Annotated in this window: 21 protein-coding genes; 3 read left to right on the forward strand and 18 right to left on the reverse strand. The window is 29.5% G+C overall.

The annotated features are described in order from the left end of the window. Nucleotides 1-10: 10 nt before the first annotated feature. A complete protein-coding gene (locus KDK92_RS06340; RefSeq protein WP_250858353.1) occupies nucleotides 11-703 on the reverse strand; it encodes a DUF4886 domain-containing protein in 693 nt (230 codons plus the stop codon). Between the two features lie 300 nt (nucleotides 704-1,003). Then, a complete protein-coding gene (locus KDK92_RS06345) occupies nucleotides 1,004-1,966 on the reverse strand; it encodes a carbohydrate kinase family protein (RefSeq protein WP_338115236.1) in 963 nt (320 codons plus the stop codon). 698 nt (nucleotides 1,967-2,664) lie between these two features. Between KDK92_RS06345 and KDK92_RS06350 the strand changes: the two genes are divergently transcribed. Beyond that, nucleotides 2,665-4,161 (forward strand): methyl-accepting chemotaxis protein, encoded by a 1,497-nt coding sequence (locus KDK92_RS06350; RefSeq protein ID WP_250858354.1) that lies wholly within the window; start codon nucleotides 2,665-2,667, stop codon nucleotides 4,159-4,161. Nucleotides 4,162-4,266: 105 nt separating this feature from the next. On the opposite strand, the gene KDK92_RS06355 is transcribed toward KDK92_RS06350, so the two are convergent. The 13 genes from KDK92_RS06355 to KDK92_RS06410 all read right to left on the reverse strand — a co-directional run bounded on the left by KDK92_RS06355 (nucleotide 4,267) and on the right by KDK92_RS06410 (nucleotide 16,893). After that, nucleotides 4,267-6,339, reverse strand: coding sequence for an aminopeptidase (locus KDK92_RS06355; protein WP_250858355.1), 2,073 nt, complete (start codon nucleotides 6,337-6,339; stop codon nucleotides 4,267-4,269). A gap of 95 nt (nucleotides 6,340-6,434) precedes the next feature. After that, the gene (locus KDK92_RS06360) at nucleotides 6,435-7,253 is read right to left on the reverse strand and encodes an alpha/beta fold hydrolase (RefSeq protein ID WP_250858356.1); all 819 of its coding nucleotides are present in this window, start codon (nucleotides 7,251-7,253) and stop codon (nucleotides 6,435-6,437) included. After that, nucleotides 7,238-7,408: a hypothetical protein gene (locus tag KDK92_RS06365; protein ID WP_250858357.1), complete on the reverse strand. Its 171-nt coding sequence runs from the start codon at nucleotides 7,406-7,408 to the stop codon at nucleotides 7,238-7,240. Before KDK92_RS06365 ends, KDK92_RS06360 begins: the two co-directional genes overlap by 16 nt. Then, the gene (locus tag KDK92_RS06370; RefSeq protein ID WP_250858358.1) at nucleotides 7,398-8,360 is read right to left on the reverse strand and encodes a GNAT family N-acetyltransferase; all 963 of its coding nucleotides are present in this window, start codon (nucleotides 8,358-8,360) and stop codon (nucleotides 7,398-7,400) included. The genes KDK92_RS06365 and KDK92_RS06370 overlap by 11 nt, the downstream gene beginning before the upstream one ends. 246 nt (nucleotides 8,361-8,606) lie before the next feature. After that, nucleotides 8,607-9,623, reverse strand: coding sequence for a phosphotransferase enzyme family protein (locus KDK92_RS06375; protein WP_250858359.1), 1,017 nt, complete (start codon nucleotides 9,621-9,623; stop codon nucleotides 8,607-8,609). 283 nt (nucleotides 9,624-9,906) lie between these two features. Further along, entirely contained in the window at nucleotides 9,907-11,091 is a 1,185-nt protein-coding gene (locus KDK92_RS06380; protein WP_250858360.1) for a GNAT family N-acetyltransferase, read from the reverse strand. A gap of 214 nt (nucleotides 11,092-11,305) precedes the next feature. Further along, a complete protein-coding gene (locus KDK92_RS06385; protein WP_250858361.1) occupies nucleotides 11,306-11,875 on the reverse strand; it encodes a DUF4269 domain-containing protein in 570 nt (189 codons plus the stop codon). A gap of 179 nt (nucleotides 11,876-12,054) precedes the next feature. Beyond that, on the reverse strand, nucleotides 12,055-13,050 hold the full coding sequence (locus KDK92_RS06390) for an ABC transporter permease (RefSeq protein ID WP_250858362.1): 996 nt from the start codon (nucleotides 13,048-13,050) through the stop codon (nucleotides 12,055-12,057). Next, complete coding sequence (locus KDK92_RS06395; protein WP_250858363.1) at nucleotides 13,050-14,051, reverse strand: ABC transporter permease; 1,002 nt, start codon at nucleotides 14,049-14,051, stop codon at nucleotides 13,050-13,052. Before KDK92_RS06395 ends, KDK92_RS06390 begins: the two co-directional genes overlap by 1 nt. Beyond that, nucleotides 14,044-14,781, reverse strand: a complete 738-nt coding sequence (locus tag KDK92_RS06400) for an ABC transporter ATP-binding protein (RefSeq protein ID WP_250858364.1) — start codon at nucleotides 14,779-14,781, stop codon at nucleotides 14,044-14,046. The genes KDK92_RS06395 and KDK92_RS06400 overlap by 8 nt, the downstream gene beginning before the upstream one ends. Further along, nucleotides 14,774-14,908: a hypothetical protein gene (locus tag KDK92_RS24490; protein ID WP_276575875.1), complete on the reverse strand. Its 135-nt coding sequence runs from the start codon at nucleotides 14,906-14,908 to the stop codon at nucleotides 14,774-14,776. The genes KDK92_RS06400 and KDK92_RS24490 overlap by 8 nt, the downstream gene beginning before the upstream one ends. Before the next feature lie 235 nt (nucleotides 14,909-15,143). After that, nucleotides 15,144-16,223, reverse strand: a complete 1,080-nt coding sequence (locus KDK92_RS06405) for a HAMP domain-containing sensor histidine kinase (RefSeq protein ID WP_250858365.1) — start codon at nucleotides 16,221-16,223, stop codon at nucleotides 15,144-15,146. Next, the gene (locus KDK92_RS06410; RefSeq protein ID WP_250858366.1) at nucleotides 16,195-16,893 is read right to left on the reverse strand and encodes a response regulator transcription factor; all 699 of its coding nucleotides are present in this window, start codon (nucleotides 16,891-16,893) and stop codon (nucleotides 16,195-16,197) included. The genes KDK92_RS06405 and KDK92_RS06410 overlap by 29 nt, the downstream gene beginning before the upstream one ends. 685 nt (nucleotides 16,894-17,578) lie before the next feature. Between KDK92_RS06410 and KDK92_RS06415 the strand changes: the two genes are divergently transcribed. Further along, nucleotides 17,579-18,124, forward strand: a complete 546-nt coding sequence (locus KDK92_RS06415) for an NADH peroxidase (protein WP_250858628.1) — start codon at nucleotides 17,579-17,581, stop codon at nucleotides 18,122-18,124. Between the two features lie 89 nt (nucleotides 18,125-18,213). Here the strand turns inward: KDK92_RS06415 and gap are convergent, their stop codons facing one another. The 3 genes from gap to KDK92_RS06430 form a co-directional block, all read right to left on the reverse strand. After that, a complete protein-coding gene (gap, locus tag KDK92_RS06420) occupies nucleotides 18,214-19,230 on the reverse strand; it encodes a type I glyceraldehyde-3-phosphate dehydrogenase (protein ID WP_250858367.1) in 1,017 nt (338 codons plus the stop codon). A 316-nt stretch (nucleotides 19,231-19,546) separates the two neighbouring features. Further along, complete coding sequence (locus KDK92_RS06425) at nucleotides 19,547-19,762, reverse strand: hypothetical protein (RefSeq protein WP_250858368.1); 216 nt, start codon at nucleotides 19,760-19,762, stop codon at nucleotides 19,547-19,549. Between the two features lie 235 nt (nucleotides 19,763-19,997). Continuing rightward, nucleotides 19,998-21,536: a transposase gene (locus tag KDK92_RS06430; protein ID WP_250858369.1), complete on the reverse strand. Its 1,539-nt coding sequence runs from the start codon at nucleotides 21,534-21,536 to the stop codon at nucleotides 19,998-20,000. A gap of 308 nt (nucleotides 21,537-21,844) precedes the next feature. Here KDK92_RS06430 and KDK92_RS06435 point away from each other — a divergent pair, with 308 nt between their 5' ends. Further along, nucleotides 21,845-23,068 (forward strand): methyl-accepting chemotaxis protein, encoded by a 1,224-nt coding sequence (locus KDK92_RS06435; RefSeq protein WP_250858370.1) that lies wholly within the window; start codon nucleotides 21,845-21,847, stop codon nucleotides 23,066-23,068. Nucleotides 23,069-23,133 lie beyond the last annotated feature (65 nt).

The following is a 23,133-nucleotide window of genomic DNA, read 5'->3' on the forward strand; positions in this document are numbered from 1 at the left end:
ACATACTCCTCTAACAAAACTCATTCACTGTTTCCATTGCAACTTCTTGGAGAAATAGCGCTCTCTCATAAGGTATATCAAAAGTATATTCTAGTCCAATTGGATTTTCATTTAGCAATATGCCATAGAATACACATGCAGCTAAGTACGTCCCATCTTCATTCGGATGACTATTATCTTCATCCCATAAATTTATAGTATCGTCCTTTTGTAATGCTCTCTTCCACGCTAGTCCAACCGGTGAAACCATAGAATCAATCTCCTGTGCTATTTTTGTATATCCGATTTTCAAAGCTTCTTGTGTACTCTCAAAATTCTCGAATCCATTTTCAGTATCCCCATATCGCCTTCCCCAAGTCATAAACAAAACTGTCTTCGCCGCTATTTGTTTCGCCTTATTATTAAGCATTCTTACACTTGGATACATCTTTTCTTCCCGTTCTTTTTCAATTGCAGGGATTTGGCTTTGCTCTTGCAAAACAATATAGTCCCATTTATTCTCTTTAAATTTGAGATTAACCACCTCACTAAGCGGATTTCGCTCTTCCAAAAAGTCTTCTAATGTGGCTCCACCTTTTGTAACAGAGTCAACAGTTAAATTATAGCCTCTCTCTCCAGCTAATTGTGATAATACCTTTGGCAAGTCATTCATATAAGTATAACTGTTACCAATAAATAATATTGTCTTTTCTAAGTTCTTCATCTATATTCCTCACTTTTTATTTATCAAATCTCACTTTCACTTATCTCTTTACAGCAATTTACACACAATTAAAATCATAAAATTTCTATATATTTGGGACAAACATTACTAAAAGGGAACGGTTCATAATGAGTTAAGATTTACTTGTAGACTTTTTCTAATCACAACTTTTTATGAACCGTCCTTGGTTTATCTACTTTAAATCCTAGTTCTATTTATAGAGCTATATGAATAACATCCGTAACTCTCGTACCATTCACTTAGGGATATCGCTATGTATATGTATAACTCCTCCCCTTACTATAATACTTCTTCAAGTGTAGGTAGTGCTGAAATTGCCCCAAGTTTAGTACACACTATAGCTCCCACCTTGTTTGCAAAAGTTGTTATTTCAACTAGTTTATCGAAATCCTCCCTAACTTTTTTGCAATCACTGATATTGCTTAATTGATATAGATACGCTCCCACAAAAGCATCTCCTGCCCCTGTTGAATCTATTGATTTTATCTTTATACTCTTAACTATTCCACTCTCAATACCATTTGAAATGAATGTTCCATCCTTCCCTAAAGTAACACATACTATCCCTGCACCTAGCCTGTGGAATTCTTCTACACCCTGTTCAAGATTTTCTTTCTCACTAATAATCTCCAATTCCTCATGGCTAACTTTAATAAAGTCAGCTCGCTTTATGCACTTTCTTGAAACTTCAATAAACTCCGATAGTCTTCCTTTCCATAAATCCACTCTGTAATTAGGATCAAAGGAAAAGAAAATATCCCTATCATAAGCTATATCCATAACCTTTAAGTAAGTTTCTTTACTATCGCCACCTAGAAGAGCAGTTGCCGATCCAAAGTGTAGAATTTTAGCTTCTTTTATCTTATCCAAATCAATCTCATCATATTGCAGGAACTCATCAGCCCCTCTGTTGAATACAAAATCTCTTTCCCCATCATCTTTTAAGGATACAAAAGCTAATGTTGTATTTTTCTCTTTATCCATAATAAGCATGTCAGTATTGACACCCTCTTTATCTAATGTTTCCTTTAAGAATACCCCAAAAGGATCAGCACCAACCTTTCCAATAAACGCAGCTTCTCCACCTAACTTTGAAATTGCAGCTGTAACATTCGCAGGCGCTCCCCCAGCCTTCTTTATAAAATTAATTCCTTCTGATAAATCAACCTTTCTATCTGAACAAATAAAATCTATCAACAATTCACCAACACATATAATATTTTTATTTTTAATTCTAATCACTCTCCATTTTACTCTCTATTCTAAAGTGTGTAGCTTATTTATATACCAAGTTAAGGGACGGTTCATAAATATTTATACTCTGTTCTTTGGACAAGTCATATCAAAACATATAGTTTTTTTTTCATTTCTTATGTTAATCGGAACAAATCCTACTTATTCCATCACCCGTATTTTTATGAACCGTCCCCTGCTCGTTATCCTTGTCCATTTTAAATACTTAATGTATGTGAATCAACCTTTTTTTCATAACCCACTGGGTAATGTTAATCTACAAGTAAAATATATACAATAACAGTATATATTCTACATAGATTTTATAAGTTAAAATAAAGTTACAGAAATTGTCTAATAAATTGATACTCCTATAGCTTTGTTAGAAAATCATATAAATTGTGATTCATATGTAATCATCGGGAGTTTATTGAACAACCATTACATATAAGGGGACGGTTCATCAAAAGTTGTGGATTAGCTTGTACTATCTGCTAATCTTAACTTCTTATGAACCGTCCCCTACTTAATTTTGCTTGTCCAGTCTATCGTTTCTTAAAACTTATGAACCGTCCCTATTCTTTCTTACCTCATATACTTCCTTTAATTACTTATTATTTACCAATTAGAAAATATTCTATGAAATGCGTAAAAATATTTAAAATAATTACGATAATAATATTAATACTAATGAGGAGTGATTAATTATGGAAAGAATTGACGTTTTTAAGAAGAATCAGCTTGAAATTAATCAATTTATAGTAAAAATTTTAAAATTAGCATTTGTTTTATTAGCAGCAGATATTGTGTTTCTTTTTATAAGAGATAAAGGGATACAAGTGAATTTAATGAGAATACTTTTTTATTCGCAACTTATTATTCTCCTAGCACCAATATTAATATATAAACGTTTAAAAAATAAATTTATATTCAAGAATATATCTTCATTTTTTTTGCAATTATGTTGTTTTATTATATTTCTGACTAGTGGTATATCAACAGTATTAATTTGGATTTTACCTATATCCTTAGCTGGACTTTATAACGACTACAAATTTGCAAAAAAGGTAGTCTTAACTACAGTTCCATTGATAATTTTGTCAATGTTTTTATTGGTATCTCTCACACCATACTCTTTAAGCTTACAGAATTACAATGATGCTTTTCAAAATTCAGTATTTATAATTTTTCAATTAATTCTAATAGGCGAAATAACTATTTTTACATCTAAAATGAACAATAAAGCAATAACAGAAAGTGAAAAAATGAGATTGGAAATTAATAATGTTCTAAAAAAAACATTAGATTCATCAAAGTTATTAAGTGATGATGTTGATATACTCAATAATAATATGAATACTGCAAATACATCTATTGAAGATATAAGTGTTTCTATTCAGAATATTGTTAGTAAATCCAATAACTTTGTGAATCACATTAATAATACAGAGAAAGCTGTGGATAAAATCGGAAAATATATTATAGAAGTACAAGGTAAAATGGGAGAGATTATTGAGGAAAGTATTGATGTATCTACATATTCAAATGAAAATAAAAATAAACTTGTAGAAATAACTGAAGAAATTGAGAAAACAAAAGAATTTGCTGAAAAGTCATCTGAAGCTGTTAAAACCTTAATATATAGCAGTAAAGAAATAAAAGAAACTGTAGATTTTATCGAAAATATTTCTAAGAAGACTAACCTTTTAGCATTAAATGCATCTATAGAAGCAGCCAGATCTGGAGAAGCTGGAAAAGGATTCGCCGTCGTTGCAGAGGAAATAAAAAAACTTTCAACACAATCAGAGGAAGCTACTCAGAGAATAGGCGATATACTAACAAATATTACATATGATATAACTGAAGTTGAATCGTCTATAAATAAAAACACTAATATAGTTCATGATAATATTAAGTTTATAAAAGAAAGTGTATCTGGGTTTGATAATATGTTTAACTTACAGAATAAGATAATTAACAATATTGAAGACAGCAGTATGGTAATGGGTCAATTGAGTCAAAGTGGATCAGATATCAATATAATCATAGATAACCTTAAAAATATCAATGAACTAAATCATAACGAACTTAGCGAAATATCTGCCTTAATTGAAGAAGTCAATGAAAGTTATAGTGAAATAGCTCATCGTACAAATAATATTAATAATAAAGCTACAGAATTAGCATCAATGAAAAGTAATTAATAATATATTGTTATAATTTTTCAAGGGACGGTTCATTAAAAGTTGTAATTAGCTTGTACTATCTGCTAATCTTAACTTCTTATGAACCGTCCCTAGTTTGTCCTTTTAGGCCTCAAATACTTCGTTTAATTCCTCAGTTCCTTCTACTACAAATTTTCCATCTCTGATTATATCTATTTTCTCTCCATCAAATGTGACAACAGATATGAAATCAATCTCCTCATATGGTAATGTGATATCTGTATGAACATTTGTATATGCTTCATCAACATTTTCTTTTCTCTTTATTGAATGTTCGTTATCCTTTGCCACTATCTCCTTCTTATTAATCAAATTATAAACCTTAAGATCTTCTGCCCTGCTATAACAAGTATCTCCTATTGCAAAGTGAGGACCCATTTTCTCAATTATAAGAACAGGTAGTACATCTATAATGTCATATTTTTTAGCCATCATATATGCAACTGTATTAGTTCCAATTGCAAACTCACCTAATGGCAATTTATCATGTAGTTCCAAAAGATTCTCTTTAACATATTGTTTATTCTTTTCTTCATCATCAAAGTTTGTACAACCATATGAATCTACATATCCATCTTTGAATTGAAGTTTAAGATTTTCATATTTAAGATCTAAGAAAGTTTCCCTAAGATGAAGAACTCCTTCTGTTCCTTTTAACTGCGGAGTTGTGAACACTTCTCCTAAAGGGATGTTTACATCTGCTACGCAATTAAAGAAGTTAGTTTCCTTATCACTATCATTTAACTTAGGAAGCTTAACTTTAATATCAGTTTCATTGCCATCTTTCCCTTTGATATGAATATAATCACCTTTATCAAGAACATCTATAATATGTTGCTGAATAATCTCATATTTCTCATTCTCCATCATATTCATCTCAAGAGTATCCTCAAATATTTCTTCAAATCTCTCTCCAATCTCTGGAGTTGGAAATGCAATTATACAGAATGATGTATTCTCATCTGGGTAAAACTCATCAATTATTTGGTTAGTTTTTGATTCCATAATATTGATATATCCTTCTTGTTCAGAGGATATTTTTATGCTTTGCTCCTTCTTCTCAGGATTGAATGGCTTTTCACCAAAAGCTTCAATAATTATTGGACCAGTAGCTCTATCAAAATACTTCTTATTTAATTCAAATCCCTCTTTATATTTTTGAATAAATAATTCTCCATACTCTTTTGTGAAGAATAATCCTCTATCAAACTTATGATCATATGAATATTGTTTATTTATATCACTAGATAATACTCTCTGAATTGTAAAAGATAATCCAACTTTATTCAATTCCTCAATCATAGCTCTCAAAATCACTTCTTGTCCAATTGAATAAAGAACAGGTACACTATCTCTATCCCCTCTATCCTTATTTTCTACAATAAATCCTCTCAAGTAGGCATCCACTATGGATTTTGCTAACTTATTAATTTTCTCTTTAGGATATTTATTTAAAAACTCAGCAATCTTCATTTCATCTTCACTGATATACTTTCCATACTTGAAAAGGTATCTCAAGTCATTCAAATCATCATTTTTGAATAAATCGGTATACTGTGTAAATTCATGGTTCAGAGCTTCTTTCCAATATAAATAATCCCCTTTGAAGATTTCCTCTTCGCTACTTATAAACTCACAAACCATAATTCTAATATTTTTTTCTATATCATCTTTTCTACAAGCAACGGCTTCGTATATTTCTATAAATAATCCAGCTAAACTAGCTAGATCTATGACTCTTCCTCTAAATATATAAGGAACACATTCAATTATATTTATATATATATAAGATAATGGCTGCCCAGCATCTTTTCCTAACTTATTAACCGCATATCTAGGATTAGCAAAACTCTTTTCATAATTCTCTGAATTAATGTCACTGTATAATTCTAAATTTTCTCTTTTAAGCTCTTCAAATGAAAGCTTTGTAAAATGATCATCATTTAGAGTTTCTTGTTTTTCTATTAACTTGATTAAGAATTGTCCTACTGTACTAAAATACTCATTTATTCCATATTGGAACCCTTCTGAATTCTTTTCTTGTGTTAGAAATTCTTCACTAGTTTGAACAACCACTCTCAATTTAATTAACTGATTCTCCAACCCCTCTATAGCTTTTAAATTTTTTTCTCCATAAAATTCTCTATTTATAGCCATCTATTTTCCCCCTAATTTCATTTATAATGTATTATACTTTTGCTAAACATACCCTATACAATAAAATCTTAAATTAATACCCTATTTATCTAGTCCTATGCCTCTTTAACTCTCACAAGCCAGTCATTAATTAATGAATTAAATAATTTTTCCTGTTCTATATGTAACTGATGTCCTGCTCTATCCAATATAGAGAAAGTCGCTCTCGGAAAATTCTCCAATATATTCCACGCATCCTTATACCCAACACAAATGTCTTGTTTTCCTAACAATATAAGAACAGGTTTATCAACTTTTTTATCTGCCTTATCTACATCAAATGAAAACCCATAACCATTTTGTTGAATCCTTTGTAAAAAATCGCCATCTGCCATATCAAACCCAGGCATTAGTTCATTTTTCCATCTTTCATAGATTCTTTTACTTTGAACCACAAAGGCATAATTAAGATCTTCAGCATCCTCTTCTGGTAGTTTTGATAATAACTTATCATCTTTTAATAAAACAACATTCTCTTCAACCCTTCGTTTTTTATGATCTGGTATTATAAGTGGACAAATTAATAACATACCATCTATCCTATCAGCCATTTTGTGAATTATTCCTCTTGCCAGATATCCACCATATGATTGACCTGCAAGTAGAAAATTTTCATTGGGTATGATTTTATCAATAAAACTAATTAAAATATCAAGCATATCATCAGAACTCTTAATCCATTCTGCCCCCTCTGATTTCCCCATACCTGGCAAGTCAAGATATATTCTTTTATAACCATCTTTATCACTAAATACAGGTTCCATACATCCAGCCATCATTCTGTGTTCTAAATAATAACCATGCAGCATAACAATTGGTTTTCCCTCACCTATGATTTCATAGTTTATAGATACATTTTTTATCTTACATTCCATTGTTTTTCTCTCCTTTTCTCTAGTACTTTCGACGCATTTATTTCAATTGGGGACGGTTCATTAAAACTTATACAACGCTTGTCCAATTGACCTCTTCTAAATCTATGAACCGTCCCTTGCTTGTTCAATTGTACTCTTGTATATTTATACATCATTTATATCTCTATTAATTGGTCTTCTCATAGATAATAGTATAGGATCAAAATATTTTTCCCAGAATTTATTTGCATATAAATTTGCACTTTCAAAGTCAACATGAATGTATGGAATATCATGTTCACGGCAATAATCATTTGCTGTTTTTAATAAATCAATTCCAATTTTTTTATTCCTATATTCTGATTTTATGTATACACCTATTTCATCAATCAAACCACATTTTTTTACAGTCATATTAATCACATCATTATCATCGGCAATACTTAGATTAATAAAACCTACTGGAACTTCTTTATCCCATGCAATAAATACATTATCCCTTGATATAAATTCTAAAATTTCTTCCTTGCTATACTCTTCCCTATTCAAAAACAATGGCGCTGAAGCATAATATTTATTTGATTCTTCTACTAACTCATATAAAATATCTATATTTTCAGCAGTAGCTTTTCTGACTTCGCATACAGATTTTTCATTTGAATGAATATTTACATCATTAAATGCATCTATTAAATATGAGCCATAACCTAAATCAAATAAGATATTTTTCAACTTTACATCATTAAAAAATATAGTCCACATGTGATTAAAGATATTATTATTAACCCATTCTTGTGAAATAGTCTTATACAATGCTAAATACACACTTTCTTTATATTCTTCAATAGCAGCATGTCCTATCGCAGGACAAAATGCTGAATCTTCTCCATTGAAAGGAAACACATCATATGTTAAAAAACCTACTACTCTATTATCTAATTTTGCAACAATAGCATTATTATTTTTAATTTTCCAATTTAAAAATCTTTCAACTGATTTTGTATCATTCTTCCAAAATGATGGAAAAGAACTCTTATCACAATAACGGTTATATTGATTATGCCATATATCCTTTGCCTCATTAACATCTGCTAATTCCATATTACTTATTTTTATTCTATTAATCATTCTCATTTCCCCCAATATCATTTGTTTAATAGGGACGGTTCATTCAAACTTATAAATACTTGTCCCAATTCCCTCTTCTAAAAAATCTATGAACCGTCCCTTGTTTGTCCATTCTCCACTCTTTATATTTAAATCACAGTTTTAATGAACCGTCCCCAATTGGCACGCTTGTCCAATCATCACTCTTCATCTATTCAACATTATTACCCCTCTCAAACTTGTATAACATAAACTTTCCCCTATTCTCTATAAAGCCTTTCCAAATTCAACACTATCTTCTCTTATACACTTCTCTAACCGCACTCTTAACCCAGGCATCCACTCTGGCTCATTCTCAACAACCTCTTCACATGATCTTACCGTACGCATATATCCATATAGATTCCCGAACCTTTTAAATATATCCCTATGTTTAAATATTTCTTCATCTATTTCTTTCTCACTTTTATATCCCTCTAAGAACGCCTGTTCAAAAGACTCTTTATCCTGTGCTTCTACTTCTTCTGCTATACTCTCTAGTGCTTGAACAATATCCATCACAAACCAATGATACATAGAATCATCAAAATCAATCACAGTCATAGTATTATTTTCAACATTATAAATAATATTATCTAACTCAAAATCGTAGTGTATCAATCCAAAGTTTGAATCTTCTATTGGAAGAGTCACAAAAAACTCTTTCAATAACTCCAACTCCTTAAGCGCTAATTTATCATCAATTGTCTTTAAATATATTTTCATTTTTTCGAATACATCCAAAAAACTAGACCTATTCTTCTTTTCACACTCTGTACTCAAGTTGTGCAATTTTCCTAGATTCTTTCCATGTTCATACATTATACTTTCATTTAATTCTGCGTCCTCTAGGCTTCCACCTTTTGCTCCTTTAAAAAGAGATGCTATAAATGTTCCATACTCTGTTTCGATAATTTCAACTCTCTTGTTTGATTTTGAAGGTATAGATTCTACTGCTTCATATCCTTTATTTCTTAGATATTGCACAAATTCTATCTCATCAACAACTTGCCCATATTGTTTTTCCTCAATAGGAGCATATCTTAAAAACATTATTTCTCCATCTTTTTTTACAATATATATAGAATTTGATGAAGCTCTATAGAAGCTAGTAACATTCTCACCATTTTTAAAACGATTCCAACCTTCATCCTCTGTATTTATTACTTCATTCCCATCTATCCATAACTTCAGTATTAATTCTGCTAACTTATCATTATTAATTAAATATTTCAATTTCATCATATATACTTCACTCCATGATTTCTTATTTTATAAAACCTCCAACCGAAATTAAACTATTAGTTCGTATGATTACGTGCTTCATTCCGCTCACTCCCATCTCAAGTTTATAGTCATTACTTCTATTTTATAATCTTTTAACAACAAAAAATAGGTATCATTTGATTATAATCAAATGATACCTATTTAGAAAACAAGCGGGGGACGGTTCATAAACCTTCCGTAATACTTGTCCTATCGACTTTTCCCAGGAAATTTATGAACCGTCCCCGGTTTATCTTACTGTTTATACCATATCTAAAGTAGACATCCACCAATTAACCTTTAATCTATCTGCTAACTGTTTTAACTCCTCAGTCAATTCAATATCATCATACCAAAATCCAAATATTTTTCTAATAAATGCATTCCTAATATTTTTATCTGTTTTTTTATCCATGTACTTCAATTTATCCTTAATTTCCTCACATTCAATTCCTTCAATGTTGACTACAAGTTTTTCTTTCATCATTTCCCATACACCATCATAATCCGTGATCTTTATTGATCCACAATTATTGATTATAATATCTCCTGATATATACTTTAATAGCTTATTTATAGGACTATCTCCATATGGTGCTAATATGGTCACCTTCTCTAAATTTTCTTTCTTCATATGATTCATAAGCAACTTAACTGCACAATCTACATCTCCTTGAATCTCTGGAATAAAATCTGTATTCTTTCCATACTGAACAAAATACGCTTCCTTACCATTTTCCTCTAGGTATGACCACTTTAAGTTCTTCCTTGAAAGATGAGTTTTCCACATCTCATCATCCCTGACAATTCCACTTTCGAACTTTGAATACATCTTCTTCAGTGATGGAATATGTTCAACTGTTGGAGTCAAAGGATTACATTCTTTTATATCAGGGAAATATCGCTCAATATCTCTCATATAAACAGTTAACTTAAAATAGCTCCCAGCATAGTCCCATCCATAATTTCTATACCTGTATCTATCTCCAGATAACCATGATAAATGATATTTGTCTTCTTTCATTATCTCTATTGCATCATTTAGAGATGATGACATTCCACCCTTGCCTCTATATTCCTCAACTGCAAATACAGATCCTATTCCACCTAAGTCAAGTACTATATCTTGCCCTGCACATTTTGCTCTGAGTTTCTGTGGGAAGATTCCTAATCCACTTGTTATCTCTCCATCTTCCTCATTTATATAATTCCATTGAGCCATCTTTTGGGCTTGTCCGCACTTCACGCCACTCGCACTACTTACATCACCCAAATCATTACTTTCCCCCATATTAACCATATCCTCACTTGGATAAATATGTGGCAGATTCTTCATAAACCATTTATCTTCCTTCATACCATAAGCCTTGTCTAATATTCTAAGAAATTCACTATATCTCTCAATTGGTAGTTTCTTAAGTTTGATTTCCTTATTTTTATTCTCCATTTTCCCACTCCCTATGTATATATCCTTGCTAACTATTAATATTAACTAGATTTATATTTTGATTTCACATTTTCTTTACTGAGAGCTTGTACCATAATTACAATACAATATACTTCCAGCCCTCACTATAAATTCACCTTAGCTATTATTATACTATTTTCACTGTTTAACATGTTGTAATTTTCTTAATAATTAGCATTATATGTATTGTATATTAATTTTTTACCTTCAATAACTTCTCTATATCTTCATCACCCACACTTTCAAATTTTAATAATTCATCATATGGATTTCCACTTAAATTCAAATATTTTGCAAATGCAGGTTCTGTCTTCAATCCATTATTTTTATATTTTATAATTATATCCTTCACTTTACTTCCACCAAAGTTTAAAATTCTATTTTCAATAATCATATGTCTATACCCATTTTGTTTTTCCACAGACAATGCTTCTGCATATAGTTCGATTTCAAATTCATCAACAAAAAAATTCGCCACAAAAACTTCTTTATCATAATAAATCATTCTATTAATAGAAAAATCATTATAATTCCCAAATGAGTTTTGTACCAATTGCTCAAATTTATCAAAATCATAAACTTCACATGCTATATCTAAATCACTTTTTTCAATATCAATTTCTATGGGAATTGTTCCAATTAATATTGGGTCATACCCTTTTAGTATTTCAAAAATATTAGTTTTTATAAGAACATCATAAGCAGATTTTTGTTTTCTTGAGCCACTATATAAATATTTTATATTTCTCCAATCTGATTCCATAAAACCTCCTTGAATATATATTATGTAGTAGTTGTAGCTCATACAGTATTTCTACAATATTTACATTACAAAAAGAACTATTAACTTTTGTTATAGTTCTTTTTGTATTTTTTTACACCAATTACATATTTTATTACTTACATTCTAATGATAAACAATTCCAGAAATAAAATCAATTATTATTCTAATGATTTCGAAATATAATAATATGCAACATATCCTATAACAGTATGCGCCAATACTATAGCCATATTTTTAATCATACTTGTTACATCACCAAATTTTATTATACTCCAAAATCCTTCAAACATTGAATAGGTAGGAATTAGGTAAAATAACTTCTTAAACACCGTAAATTCATTAGGCATAATGAACCCAATAACCGGAACAAATATAAATACAAGTAAAATAACTTTAATATAAATTATCCCCGAAATTAAATCTTTTGAAAATAACCCTAAATACAATCCTAGACATGAAGAACAACATGCCGAAATTAAAGAAAAAAGAAATAAATATTGAAAATAAGCTTTTCCTATAAGAATAACTCCAGTTACTGATGTTATTAAAATTGTACCTATTAGCCCAACTATAATCTTATAAATAATATATTGTTTAGTCGATACTGGCAGAATTTTATTGATATTATTTATACCACATTCGTTCTCTTCAATTATGTTAAAGGCAATCAAAGTACTCCCCATGTATAAAGCAATTATCATTGTTAATGTCATGAGAAAATACTTCATTTCATTATCTGAGTTAGGTAAAATTTCAGTACTTAATTTATTTACAGTATTATTTCCCCTTAAATAATTATCAATCACATCTAAATCTTTCAGAGCCCTAGTTGTCTCATTACCTTCAAGTACATACTTATAATCTCCTGCACTATGCTCTAATACAACTCCTATGATTTCATCTTTTGTAACTAACACTCTTTCTTTAACTTCATTTAAATCAGAGAATTCAGTAACAATTGCAATCTCTCTTAACTTTTTTATTGTTTCATCTGACAAATCATCTTTAATTACTGCAATTTGATTCCCCACGGTCATCATATCTGGGGTATATACCCTTATGAATATTCCTAAGAAAATAGGAAGAAGTATTGAAATAATAATTATTTTATCCCTTAATACAAATTTAGATTGTATATATAAAGAACTAATCATTATACTCCCTCCCTTATCATTTCTCTGTTAATTAGCTTAACATTAATAACAAATAACATTCCCAAAATAATTCCCCAACAAATATAGTAATAAGGATTAAATATTAGATTATTAAAGAAGGCATTATATAAATTATTAAATAAATAATACGTTGGAAAGAATTTAATTCCCGACCAATTAATTGGAGAACTTACAAACAAAAATACTGGAGAAGTAAATAGAATAACTATAATTATATATGCAAATATAAATTGCTTAAAATTCTTATAAATAAGAGAAAATATATATCCTAGTGTCACCATAATGGGTGCTAACAGAAGAATTTGAATAATTACATCCCCAAATACTTTTGAAAAAACACCATAGTCAATATTGATAATGGACAAGATTGTCGCAAAGATTATTTCAATACTTGTAAAAACTAATATCTTCGAAAGAATGAGCAATATCTTGTGTATAGGCATAATACTATATACATTTAAAACTCCCATCTCTTTTTCCTTAAAAAAAATTGCAGCAATTGAAAGAAAGCTTATGGCAGTAATTTCAAAGAATACTACAACGCTAGTCATTTCTAGCCGTCTTTTTATTTCTAAATTTTCTTGTTTTAGTACCTCTACATTAACATCTGTATTATTCCCTTCTAAAAGATTATTGGCATAAAGTTTTTTCATGTTATTTACCTTTGCATCACCTGAGTCCTTTAAAATAATTTTTGATTCACTTCCTATATCTAAAATGCCAATCCCCTCTTTATCTGAATCAAGCTTTTTATATAATTCGTCTTCACTTGCTACAGAAAAAATATTATTTTGTGTGAAAACATCCACAGAATTCTCATCATAAACATAAATAGAATAAGGTTCAATATCTACTTTAGAATAGATAAAACCAATATAAAAGCTGTATACAATCAAAGAACCTATCATAACAAAGATCATTTTACTTTTAAAAATTATCTTTAAATCATTCTTAATGATTGCAAGTAATTGTTTACCCATCTGAGAGCCTCCTCCCTGTGAGTTTTACAAATACATCTTCTAATGTACTCTCTCCTGAATCACCATAAGTAGATTTTAAATTTCTAGGAGTGTCAATAGTTTCTACATATCCATCACTTATAAATGCCACTCTATCACAAAGTTCATCAGCCACAAACATATTGTGAGTGGTCAAAAATATAGTAGTCCCCTTTTCCTTTTCCTTTTTGATAATGTTTTTTATTAATATCGCTCCCGCAGGATCAAGTCCACTAATTGGTTCATCTAAAAAGAGAATTCTAGGATTGTTTATTAAACTACGCGCTACACTGGTTCGTTGCTTCATTCCTTTTGAATAATGCTTAACTTGTTTTTTTCTGTATTCAGTTTTTAATTCCACACAATCTAGAAGTTCTTCTATATCTCTAATATTGCTTTTCTTATAAAAGCTAGAGAAATACTTAAGATTATCAACTGCACTAAGAGTATTATAGAGATATGGTATTTCAAAAAGAACACCTATATCCTCGTAGAACAATCTTGTTTTATTCTTGATATCCTCGTAATTTATTAGAATATCTCCCTGATTACCACTTAGAACCCCCATCAAGAGTTTTTGAGTTGTAGATTTTCCAGAACCATTTGGACCTAAGAAACCAAATATTTCTCCTTCCTTCACATGAAAATTAATATCTTTTAATATTTTTTTATTCTTATAATATCCAAATGATAGATTGTTCACCCTAATCATTTTCATCACCATTTATGTTTTTTTTCTTATTATTTAGTTTCCTTAAAAATTTCATTTTTAATGGTAATGTTACAATTACCACCACAATAATTATCATCCACCAATACAATTCCATACCTAAAAACATCTTGATAACCTCCTATTATTTTGATTAACCTAATATTATCAAAATAATTAATCATCAAGATGTCTCTCATGTGTCATGGATGTGAAATATTAGGCAGGTGAAAATAAATAACAAGTCAAAGATGCGAAGTATATTTGGCAAAATACGAAGAGTTGGGTTCCGTTGATAGTGGTGCTCTCAGCGGGTTCCAAGGATGAAGTAGTTTGCCAAATAGACGAGTGTACTGACTTGTTATTTATTTGAACTTGCCGTATATTTCAAAATAAAAAACTACTCCACTTCCTTCATTTTTTACCCCATATATAAAATCATGTAATTTAAAAATCTCTGATGCCGTGGCTAGTCCAATTCCATTACCACCAGTTTTTTTATTTCTAGATGAATCAAGTCTATAAAATCGTTGCCAAATATATTGTATCTTATCTTCTGGAATAGGTTCACTTGTATTAAAAATACTAACCTTCACCTTATTTTTTTCTTGTTTAACACTTAATTTTATCAAACCATTATCAGTCACATATTTATAAGCATTTAATATTAAATTTGAAATTGCCTTTGCTAATTTTTCTCTATCTCCAGTTATAAAAATAGGTTCCTTTTCAAAGTCACATTCAACATTAAAGTCCTTATTTGCAGAATCTATTAAAATCCTACCTGCAATTTCTTCAATAAGCCTTATGATATCAAAACTTTGATAATTCACTTCTACTGCCCTTGTTTCAATGGAGGATAAATCCAAAAGTTCTACTATAAGATTATTTAATTTATCCGTTTCTTCTATAATAGTATTAATGTACTCAGATTGTTTTTCTGGAGTTATATCATCTTCTATTGCCTCAGCATATGCTTTTACAGTTCCTAATGGCGTCTTGATTTCATGCGCTAAATTGTCAGTAAGATCTCTGTGTATCTTTAACAATTCTTTCTTTTCTTCAATTTCTGTTTCTAAACTCATTATTGTTCTATTTAGTTTACTAGATACCAAATTTAGATTATTAGATAATTCCCCAAGTTCATCATTAGATGAAATATTACATTTTACTGAAAAATCTAATTGTACAATCTTAGATACAGCTTCATTTATTTCTATTAAGGGTTTTGCTAGTATTTTGTTATAATAATACGAAAAGAATAAAATAGAAATTATTGCAACTATAGAGATAACATTAATCTTATTTCCACTAATATTCATTGTAGTTAATTGAGGATATAAACTAAGAAGCAAGAAAATACATATAGCTATCTTTGTAAGCAAAAATACTTTAACTGATATACCATAAAAATATCTAGACTTTATTTTTTTTATATTGTTCATTTTTCACCTCAAACTTATAACCTGATTTAATAAGTGTAATTATATGACGCGCTTCCTCACCTAATTTAGCTCGAATTCTCTTAATGTGTGTATCCACAGTTCTAGTGTTTCCATCATAATCATACCCCCATATGTTTAACAAAAGCTCCTCTCTAGAAAAAACCTTTCCCTGATTTTTCATTAACAATTGTAATAGTGCATATTCTTTATAAGTAAAATCTATTTCTTCACCAAATATACTTATAGTTTGAGCTGATTGGTTCATGCAAATATTTCCCTCTTGAAGTATATCATCACATGAAATATTACTAGCTCTTCTCAGAAGTGCTTTTACTTTTGCAACCAGTACTTTTATACTTATTGGTTTTGTCATATAATCATCTGCTCCCAATTCATATCCTTTTAATTTATCAGATTCTGAATTTTTAGCAGTAAGCATTATGATTGGAGTCATTTTATCTTCTCTTACATATTTACATATAGCAAATCCATCTAAATAAGGTATCATAATATCCAATATTATTAGATCTATAGATTGAGTCTTTAATATTACCATTGCTTCAAGTCCATCTGATGCTTCTAAAATAGTAAATCCATTTTTACTCATATAACTTGATATTATTTCTCTCATATTACACTCATCTTCAACAATTAAAATTTTATTGGGCATTTTACACATCCTTTATCTATTAAGAGTTTTCTAATTTATCTTTTTCACTCAACCTTCCAAATCTTTTTATACATATTTTATCACATTTGTTAATTATTAAAAACTTATATTCCTTTTCTATTTAGATACATCCCCTGCATAGTCTGTCCACTCAATATTTTCCCTTATTCACCATACTAATTTTAAAAATCCCCCCAGCTTGTCCCATCCGCATACATCCTCTCACCAATAAAACTTTTAATGAACCGTCCCCCATTTGTCCTATCCTCACATCCCCTGATAATTCTAATTTTTATCAATCATCCTTGGCTTGTCCATTCTCCAATCTCCATCCTGAAATCACACTTTTTCATGAACCGTTCCTTGATTGTCCAAACGCCACTCATCATACTTTAACAATACTTATGAACCGTCCCTAGCTTGTACTCTCCCCCCATATCATTTTCCTAAAACCGAAGAGAAACAAATCTTTATAAAATCTTTATAAAATTTTTTTAAAAACTTTTAGAAAAACACTTGCCAACGAATAATAATTATTATATAATAATAACTGTAAGATAGATAAAACAAAACAAAATATTAACAAAAGAAAAGAATAATATAAATTGAATTTAATAGAAACAAAAAAATAAATTGGTCAAAGGTCAAAAAAACAATTAACTAGGAGGATTTTATTATGGAAAATATGAAAAAGCACGTTTGTTTAGTATGTGGATATGTACACGAGGGAGAGCATGCACCAGATAAATGCCCAGTATGCTCAGCAGGAGCTGAAAAGTTTCAATTATTAGATGAGAACAACATGAAATGGGTTGATGAGCATAAAGTTGGTATTGCTAAAGGTGTTGATGAGGAAGTAGTTAAAGGTTTAAGAGAAAATTTCATTGGTGAATGTACAGAAGTTGGTATGTACTTAGCAATGAGCAGACAAGCTGATAGAGAGGGTTACCCTGAGGTAGCTGCCGCATATAAAAGAATAGCATTTGAAGAAGCAGAGCATGCTGCTAAATTTGCTGAATTACTTGGTGAAGTTGTAACTGATTCTACTAAGAAAAACCTTGCAATGAGAGTTGAAGCTGAGTACGGTGCTAACAAAGGTAAGAAAGAACTAGCTACTCTAGCTAAGAAACTTAACCTAGATGCTATTCATGATACAGTTCATGAAATGTGTAAAGATGAGGCTAGACATGGTGCTGCCTTCAAAGGATTATTAGATAGACACTTCAAGTAAGAACTTAATGAATATGAAAATCCCTAGAGAAATCAATTCTCTAGGGATTAATTTTTTTAAGAAAGTATGCTAATTAACTTCCATTTATATTAAGCATTAATGCTCTTCGCTACATAGTTTACCATATCAACAACTCTTGCAGAATATCCCCATTCGTTATCATACCATGCTGCTATTTTTATCATGTTATCTCCAATTACCATAGTTGATGGTGCATCAACTATTGATGATCTATTATCACCTTTATAATCTACTGATACAAGTGGTTTTTTCTCAATGCCAAGTACTCCATTTAACTTTGTATCTGCTGCCTTTTCAATTGCTTCATTTATCTCTTCTTCAGTAACATTACACTTTAATTCACACACAATATCTGTTATTGAAACAGTCGGAGTAGGTACCCTTAAAGCAAAGCCATTTAATTTACCCTTCATATTTGGTATAACCTTTGCAACTGCCTTAGCTGCTCCTGTTGTTGTAGGAATTATTGATTCACCCGCAGCTCTTGCTCTTCTTAAATCCGTATGAGTCTTGTCCAAAATCTGTTGATCATTTGTATATGAATGAACAGTAGTTATTAATCCTTTTTCTATACCAAATACTTCATCAATAACTTTAATAACAGGTGCTATACAATTAGTTGTACAAGATGCATTTGAAATAATTTCATGCTCTTGTGGATTATATTCTTCCTCATTAACTCCCATTACCATAGTTATATCTTCTTCTTTACCTGGCGCTGTCAAAATAACCTTCTTAGCTCCACCTTTAATATGTCCTCTTAACTCTTCTTTTGTTTTAAATTTACCAGTAGATTCAACAACTAAATCTACTCCAGCCTCCGCCCATGGTATTTCACTTGGACTATTCCCGTGGAATATTTTTATTTTTTTACCATTTATAATTAAGTTTTCATCATCAAAATCAACATTTCCTTTAAATCTTCCAAAGCATGAATCAAATTCAAATAAATGAGCTAAAGCTTCATTTTTTGCCCTAGCATTAAGTGCTACTATTTCTACACTGTCATCTAATCTTTCCTCAGCTATTTTTAAAAATGTTCTACCTATTCTACCAAAACCATTTATACCTATTTTAATAGTCATGATAATGCCTCCTCATATATTATGTTTAAATCCCGTATATATTTTAAATACTAATTATTTATGCTACATATTTTCACTTTTATTATTCATCTATAGTTATATGTGATGTATCATTTATTTTTTATGTCATACTATTTATAACTCTAATCTTCCAAAATGTCAACACATTTCAAAAAATTATATATTACTGTATTATATTTCTTAACTAAAAAGCCCTAGAGAAGTCAATTCTCTAGGGCTTTAATTTAGTAGTAAATCTTTTATTATTTAGTCAATATTTAACAACTTAACCAACTAATTATTTAAATTTATCATCTTAATTCTTGAAATAGTACTCTTCAACTTTTGTGAAAACTTCCTCAGTTATTTTAAATTTCAAATCATTAACCTTTTGACTTGGATCTTCATTATCAGATTTTAATACATAGTTATATTCAGCTAATAATGTATCCATTTCTTCTACTGCTTCTTTTGTAATTTTAAGATTACTTAATTTAAGTTCTTCATATGTATTCTTGACAACCTCTTTCACTTCACCAGTTTCATACTGAATCTCACATCACTAAAGTGACGTGGTTCTCATCTACACAAACTTCTTTTATACCCTCAATATATTACTTAAAACTTCATATATTTACGACATTATAAAAACTTATTTGTTTCGATAAAACTTTCACTAACAATAATCCTAATGGATTAATTAACATTAGCATAACGCCCGATTCAAGACGTATATTTAATTCTAATTTGATATATTTTTTTATGCGTTAAATACCAAAACTGCTTATTAATTTATAATTATCTTTCTTCATGTTTTTCAATCTCTCAATTTCTCTATTATGCAATTCTCTAAAGTTTTCGAAATCATTTATCATATTTTCCCTATCTATTTTATCTAATTTTTTACCTATTACATTTTGAATTATAAAACTACTATACAAATCTCTCTGTATCTTAAAATCTCCAAAATCATTCCATCTTTCATTTAATTGTTTTTTAATATATTTATCTTCAATGTGATTGAATTGACTGGCTTTAACTTTTTTAGTACTTATCTTAAATAATTTCAACTTCTCATACTGTAGTTTTCTATTTATTATATCCAATAACATTGACGGAGCCTTGTTTGCTAAGGATTTACCAAATCTTTTCTTTTTGTTAAACTTACCAGTTTTCTCATTGACAGTAGTATTTTTAGCTCTAGCTTGCAATCCTTTATAGTTCATTGTTTCCACTAGTATTCTATCACCTAAAGATATTATATAATTCCATAACCTCTCATGAGATTGCTTTCTAATATCAGCTTGTTTTCTCTGAACATCCTTTAACTCGTAGAGTGTTTTCATATATCTATTACTTTTAATCCATTTTAATTTTTGCCTTTTACCATCTATAATGATACCTTTTTTTATAGTTCCATCTTCTTTGAAATTATTAGGATTATTAGCACGTCTTTGTCTATCTAACTTTCTTAATAGCCTTCTCTTTTCCTTCTCAATATTATTAACTTCTGGTGCTAATTCTAATAATTTAACATCATATTTTGCAGATATTGCAATAGTTTGAGTGCCTATGTCTAAGCCTACATTTCCTTCTCCTATTTCTTTATTCTCCTTTACAGGTGGAACCCCTTCAAGTATGAGCTGAACATAGTATTTATATTTACCTCTGATACGTTTTCTTTTAATTCTACAATACTTAACTCTATCTTGAATTGCCATTTGAGCATATTTATCGCATGATTTTATAATTACAGGTAATTTCAACCCATTCCATTGAATTAAGTCATCTTTATATTTTAATCCACTTTTATTCCACTTATTTTCTAAAGTATTCAATGACCCATATTTCTTAAAATGAACACGATTAGCTTCACCTTTAATCAATTTATTAATAGAAGTCCAAGCTCTGCTTGCTATTGCTTGAGCTACTTTACTATCAATACTTTTAAAATGTGAGTACATAGGTTGTATGTAGTTTATAAGTGAGTATTCTGTCAAAGAATATTTTTTGTATAATTCATTTAATTGCTTATATAGATATTTGCTTTGTTTTTCTAATTTTTTTAAGTTATCTTCATTTTTACAATTGAAATGTTTTTTATTAATTTCTTTTATTTGCTTTCTTACTTGTTTATAATCTTTTCTCTCTATCATCACATTATATCTTTTAAGCGCTTCACTTAGTATTGCATTAAACATTTTTCTACCTATCTCAAAACGTTTATCCAACTCATCTTCTTGCCAAATTTCTGTTTTTAATTCTAATGTTAATACATAACTAGATGTTGTTGATTTCTTTGACATAATACTCACCTCTCTTTCATATCTAGTGTTAAGAACCTTTAACCCCTTACACATCTTTTTTTACTTTAAATATATACACATCCATGATGTTTCTTTGATATATGTATATATTCTTGCCACTAACTCATGAATGAATTCACGAGTATACGTGGCAATTTTATCAACTATTAAAATATTGATGTTTTATAGTATAAATAACATATAATAGCATAATTTGTCACTTCATGGTATAATATGTTATTACATACTGTATTATGGCATATTTTTATACCAATATTTATACACAAACTAATTACAGAGGTGGGTTTATGTCCAAGAAAAAAATATTAGGATCTTATACTGAAGTGTTATCAAAACTAAAAGAAATTTTACAAGAAGATGTTATGCTTGCAATTTCTGATAGAGAAAAAATTATCTCCTATGTTCCAGATGATAAAGACTTACTACGCATTAAAGTTGGTCAATCTCTTAAACATGGAGAACCATTACAGCAAGCTATTGAAAAAAATACAATAATTAAAACGATTGTTCCAAAGGAAATTCATGGTACTGCTTTCAAAGCCGTTGGATATCCAATAAGAAACAAAAAAGGCGAATGTATTGGAGCTGTAGGTTATGGTAAAAGCTTAGAGAAAGAAGATATATTAGATAGTAGTTTGAGAAAAATAGTTGACTCTTTCGTTGCAGTTAATGAAAGAATGAAATCCACAGTAGATGGTGTTTTTGAAATAAACGATATAATTCAAGATGCATCAGCTTCATCAGTAGAATCTTTTTCTAGTATAAAAGAAGTTACTTTGTCATCAGAAGATGTAGAAAAAATAGCTGAAGAAGCAAAAGATTTAAGCGCCAATGTAAAAGTAAAAGCTGAAGAAGGAACTGAACTAGTTACAAATATAGTGACTAAAGTCCAAAGTATTTCTGTGTCTTCACAAGAAGTAGTAGAGAAAATAAATTCTCTAAATAATTCCATTAAAAAGATTGAAACTATGTTAGATTTGATTAATCAAATATCTGAACAAACTAACTTACTTGCATTAAATGCTTCAATTGAAGCAGCTAGAGCAGGTGAATCTGGAAGAGGATTTGCAGTGGTTGCAGATGAAGTAGGTAAGCTAGCAGTTCAATCAAAAAGTGCAACTGTAGAAATATCTGAAGTTGTAAAATCAGTACTTGATGAAATAAATGATGTTATACATTCAGTACAAAAATCAAATACGGTAGTAGATGAGGGTGTAAAAACTGCTGAGGAAACTTCATCTAATATATTATCAATTATTGAATCTATTATTAAAGTTGATCATATCGTTAGTAAGGTTTCTACAAAATCAAAGGCTCAAAGAGAAACAACAGAGCACATATCAACAGCAATTGAAAATTTAACAAATGTAATAGAACAAACTGCTTCCACTGTGAATGGAGTAGGTAGAACCATAGAAGAACAAGTTGAAAAAATAAATATACATAAAGACGAAATGATGAATATATCTGAAAAATTGATTTATGATAAAGAGAATGTATCTATACTATAGTGTGACTTTTTCAAATCTTTAGTTATTTACCGCCACACTCTTATAATAATTTTTTTAAGGGCATT

The organism is Oceanirhabdus seepicola, assembly GCF_023684385.1.
In the GTDB taxonomy this organism is placed as follows: domain Bacteria; phylum Bacillota; class Clostridia; order Clostridiales; family Clostridiaceae; genus Oceanirhabdus; species Oceanirhabdus seepicola.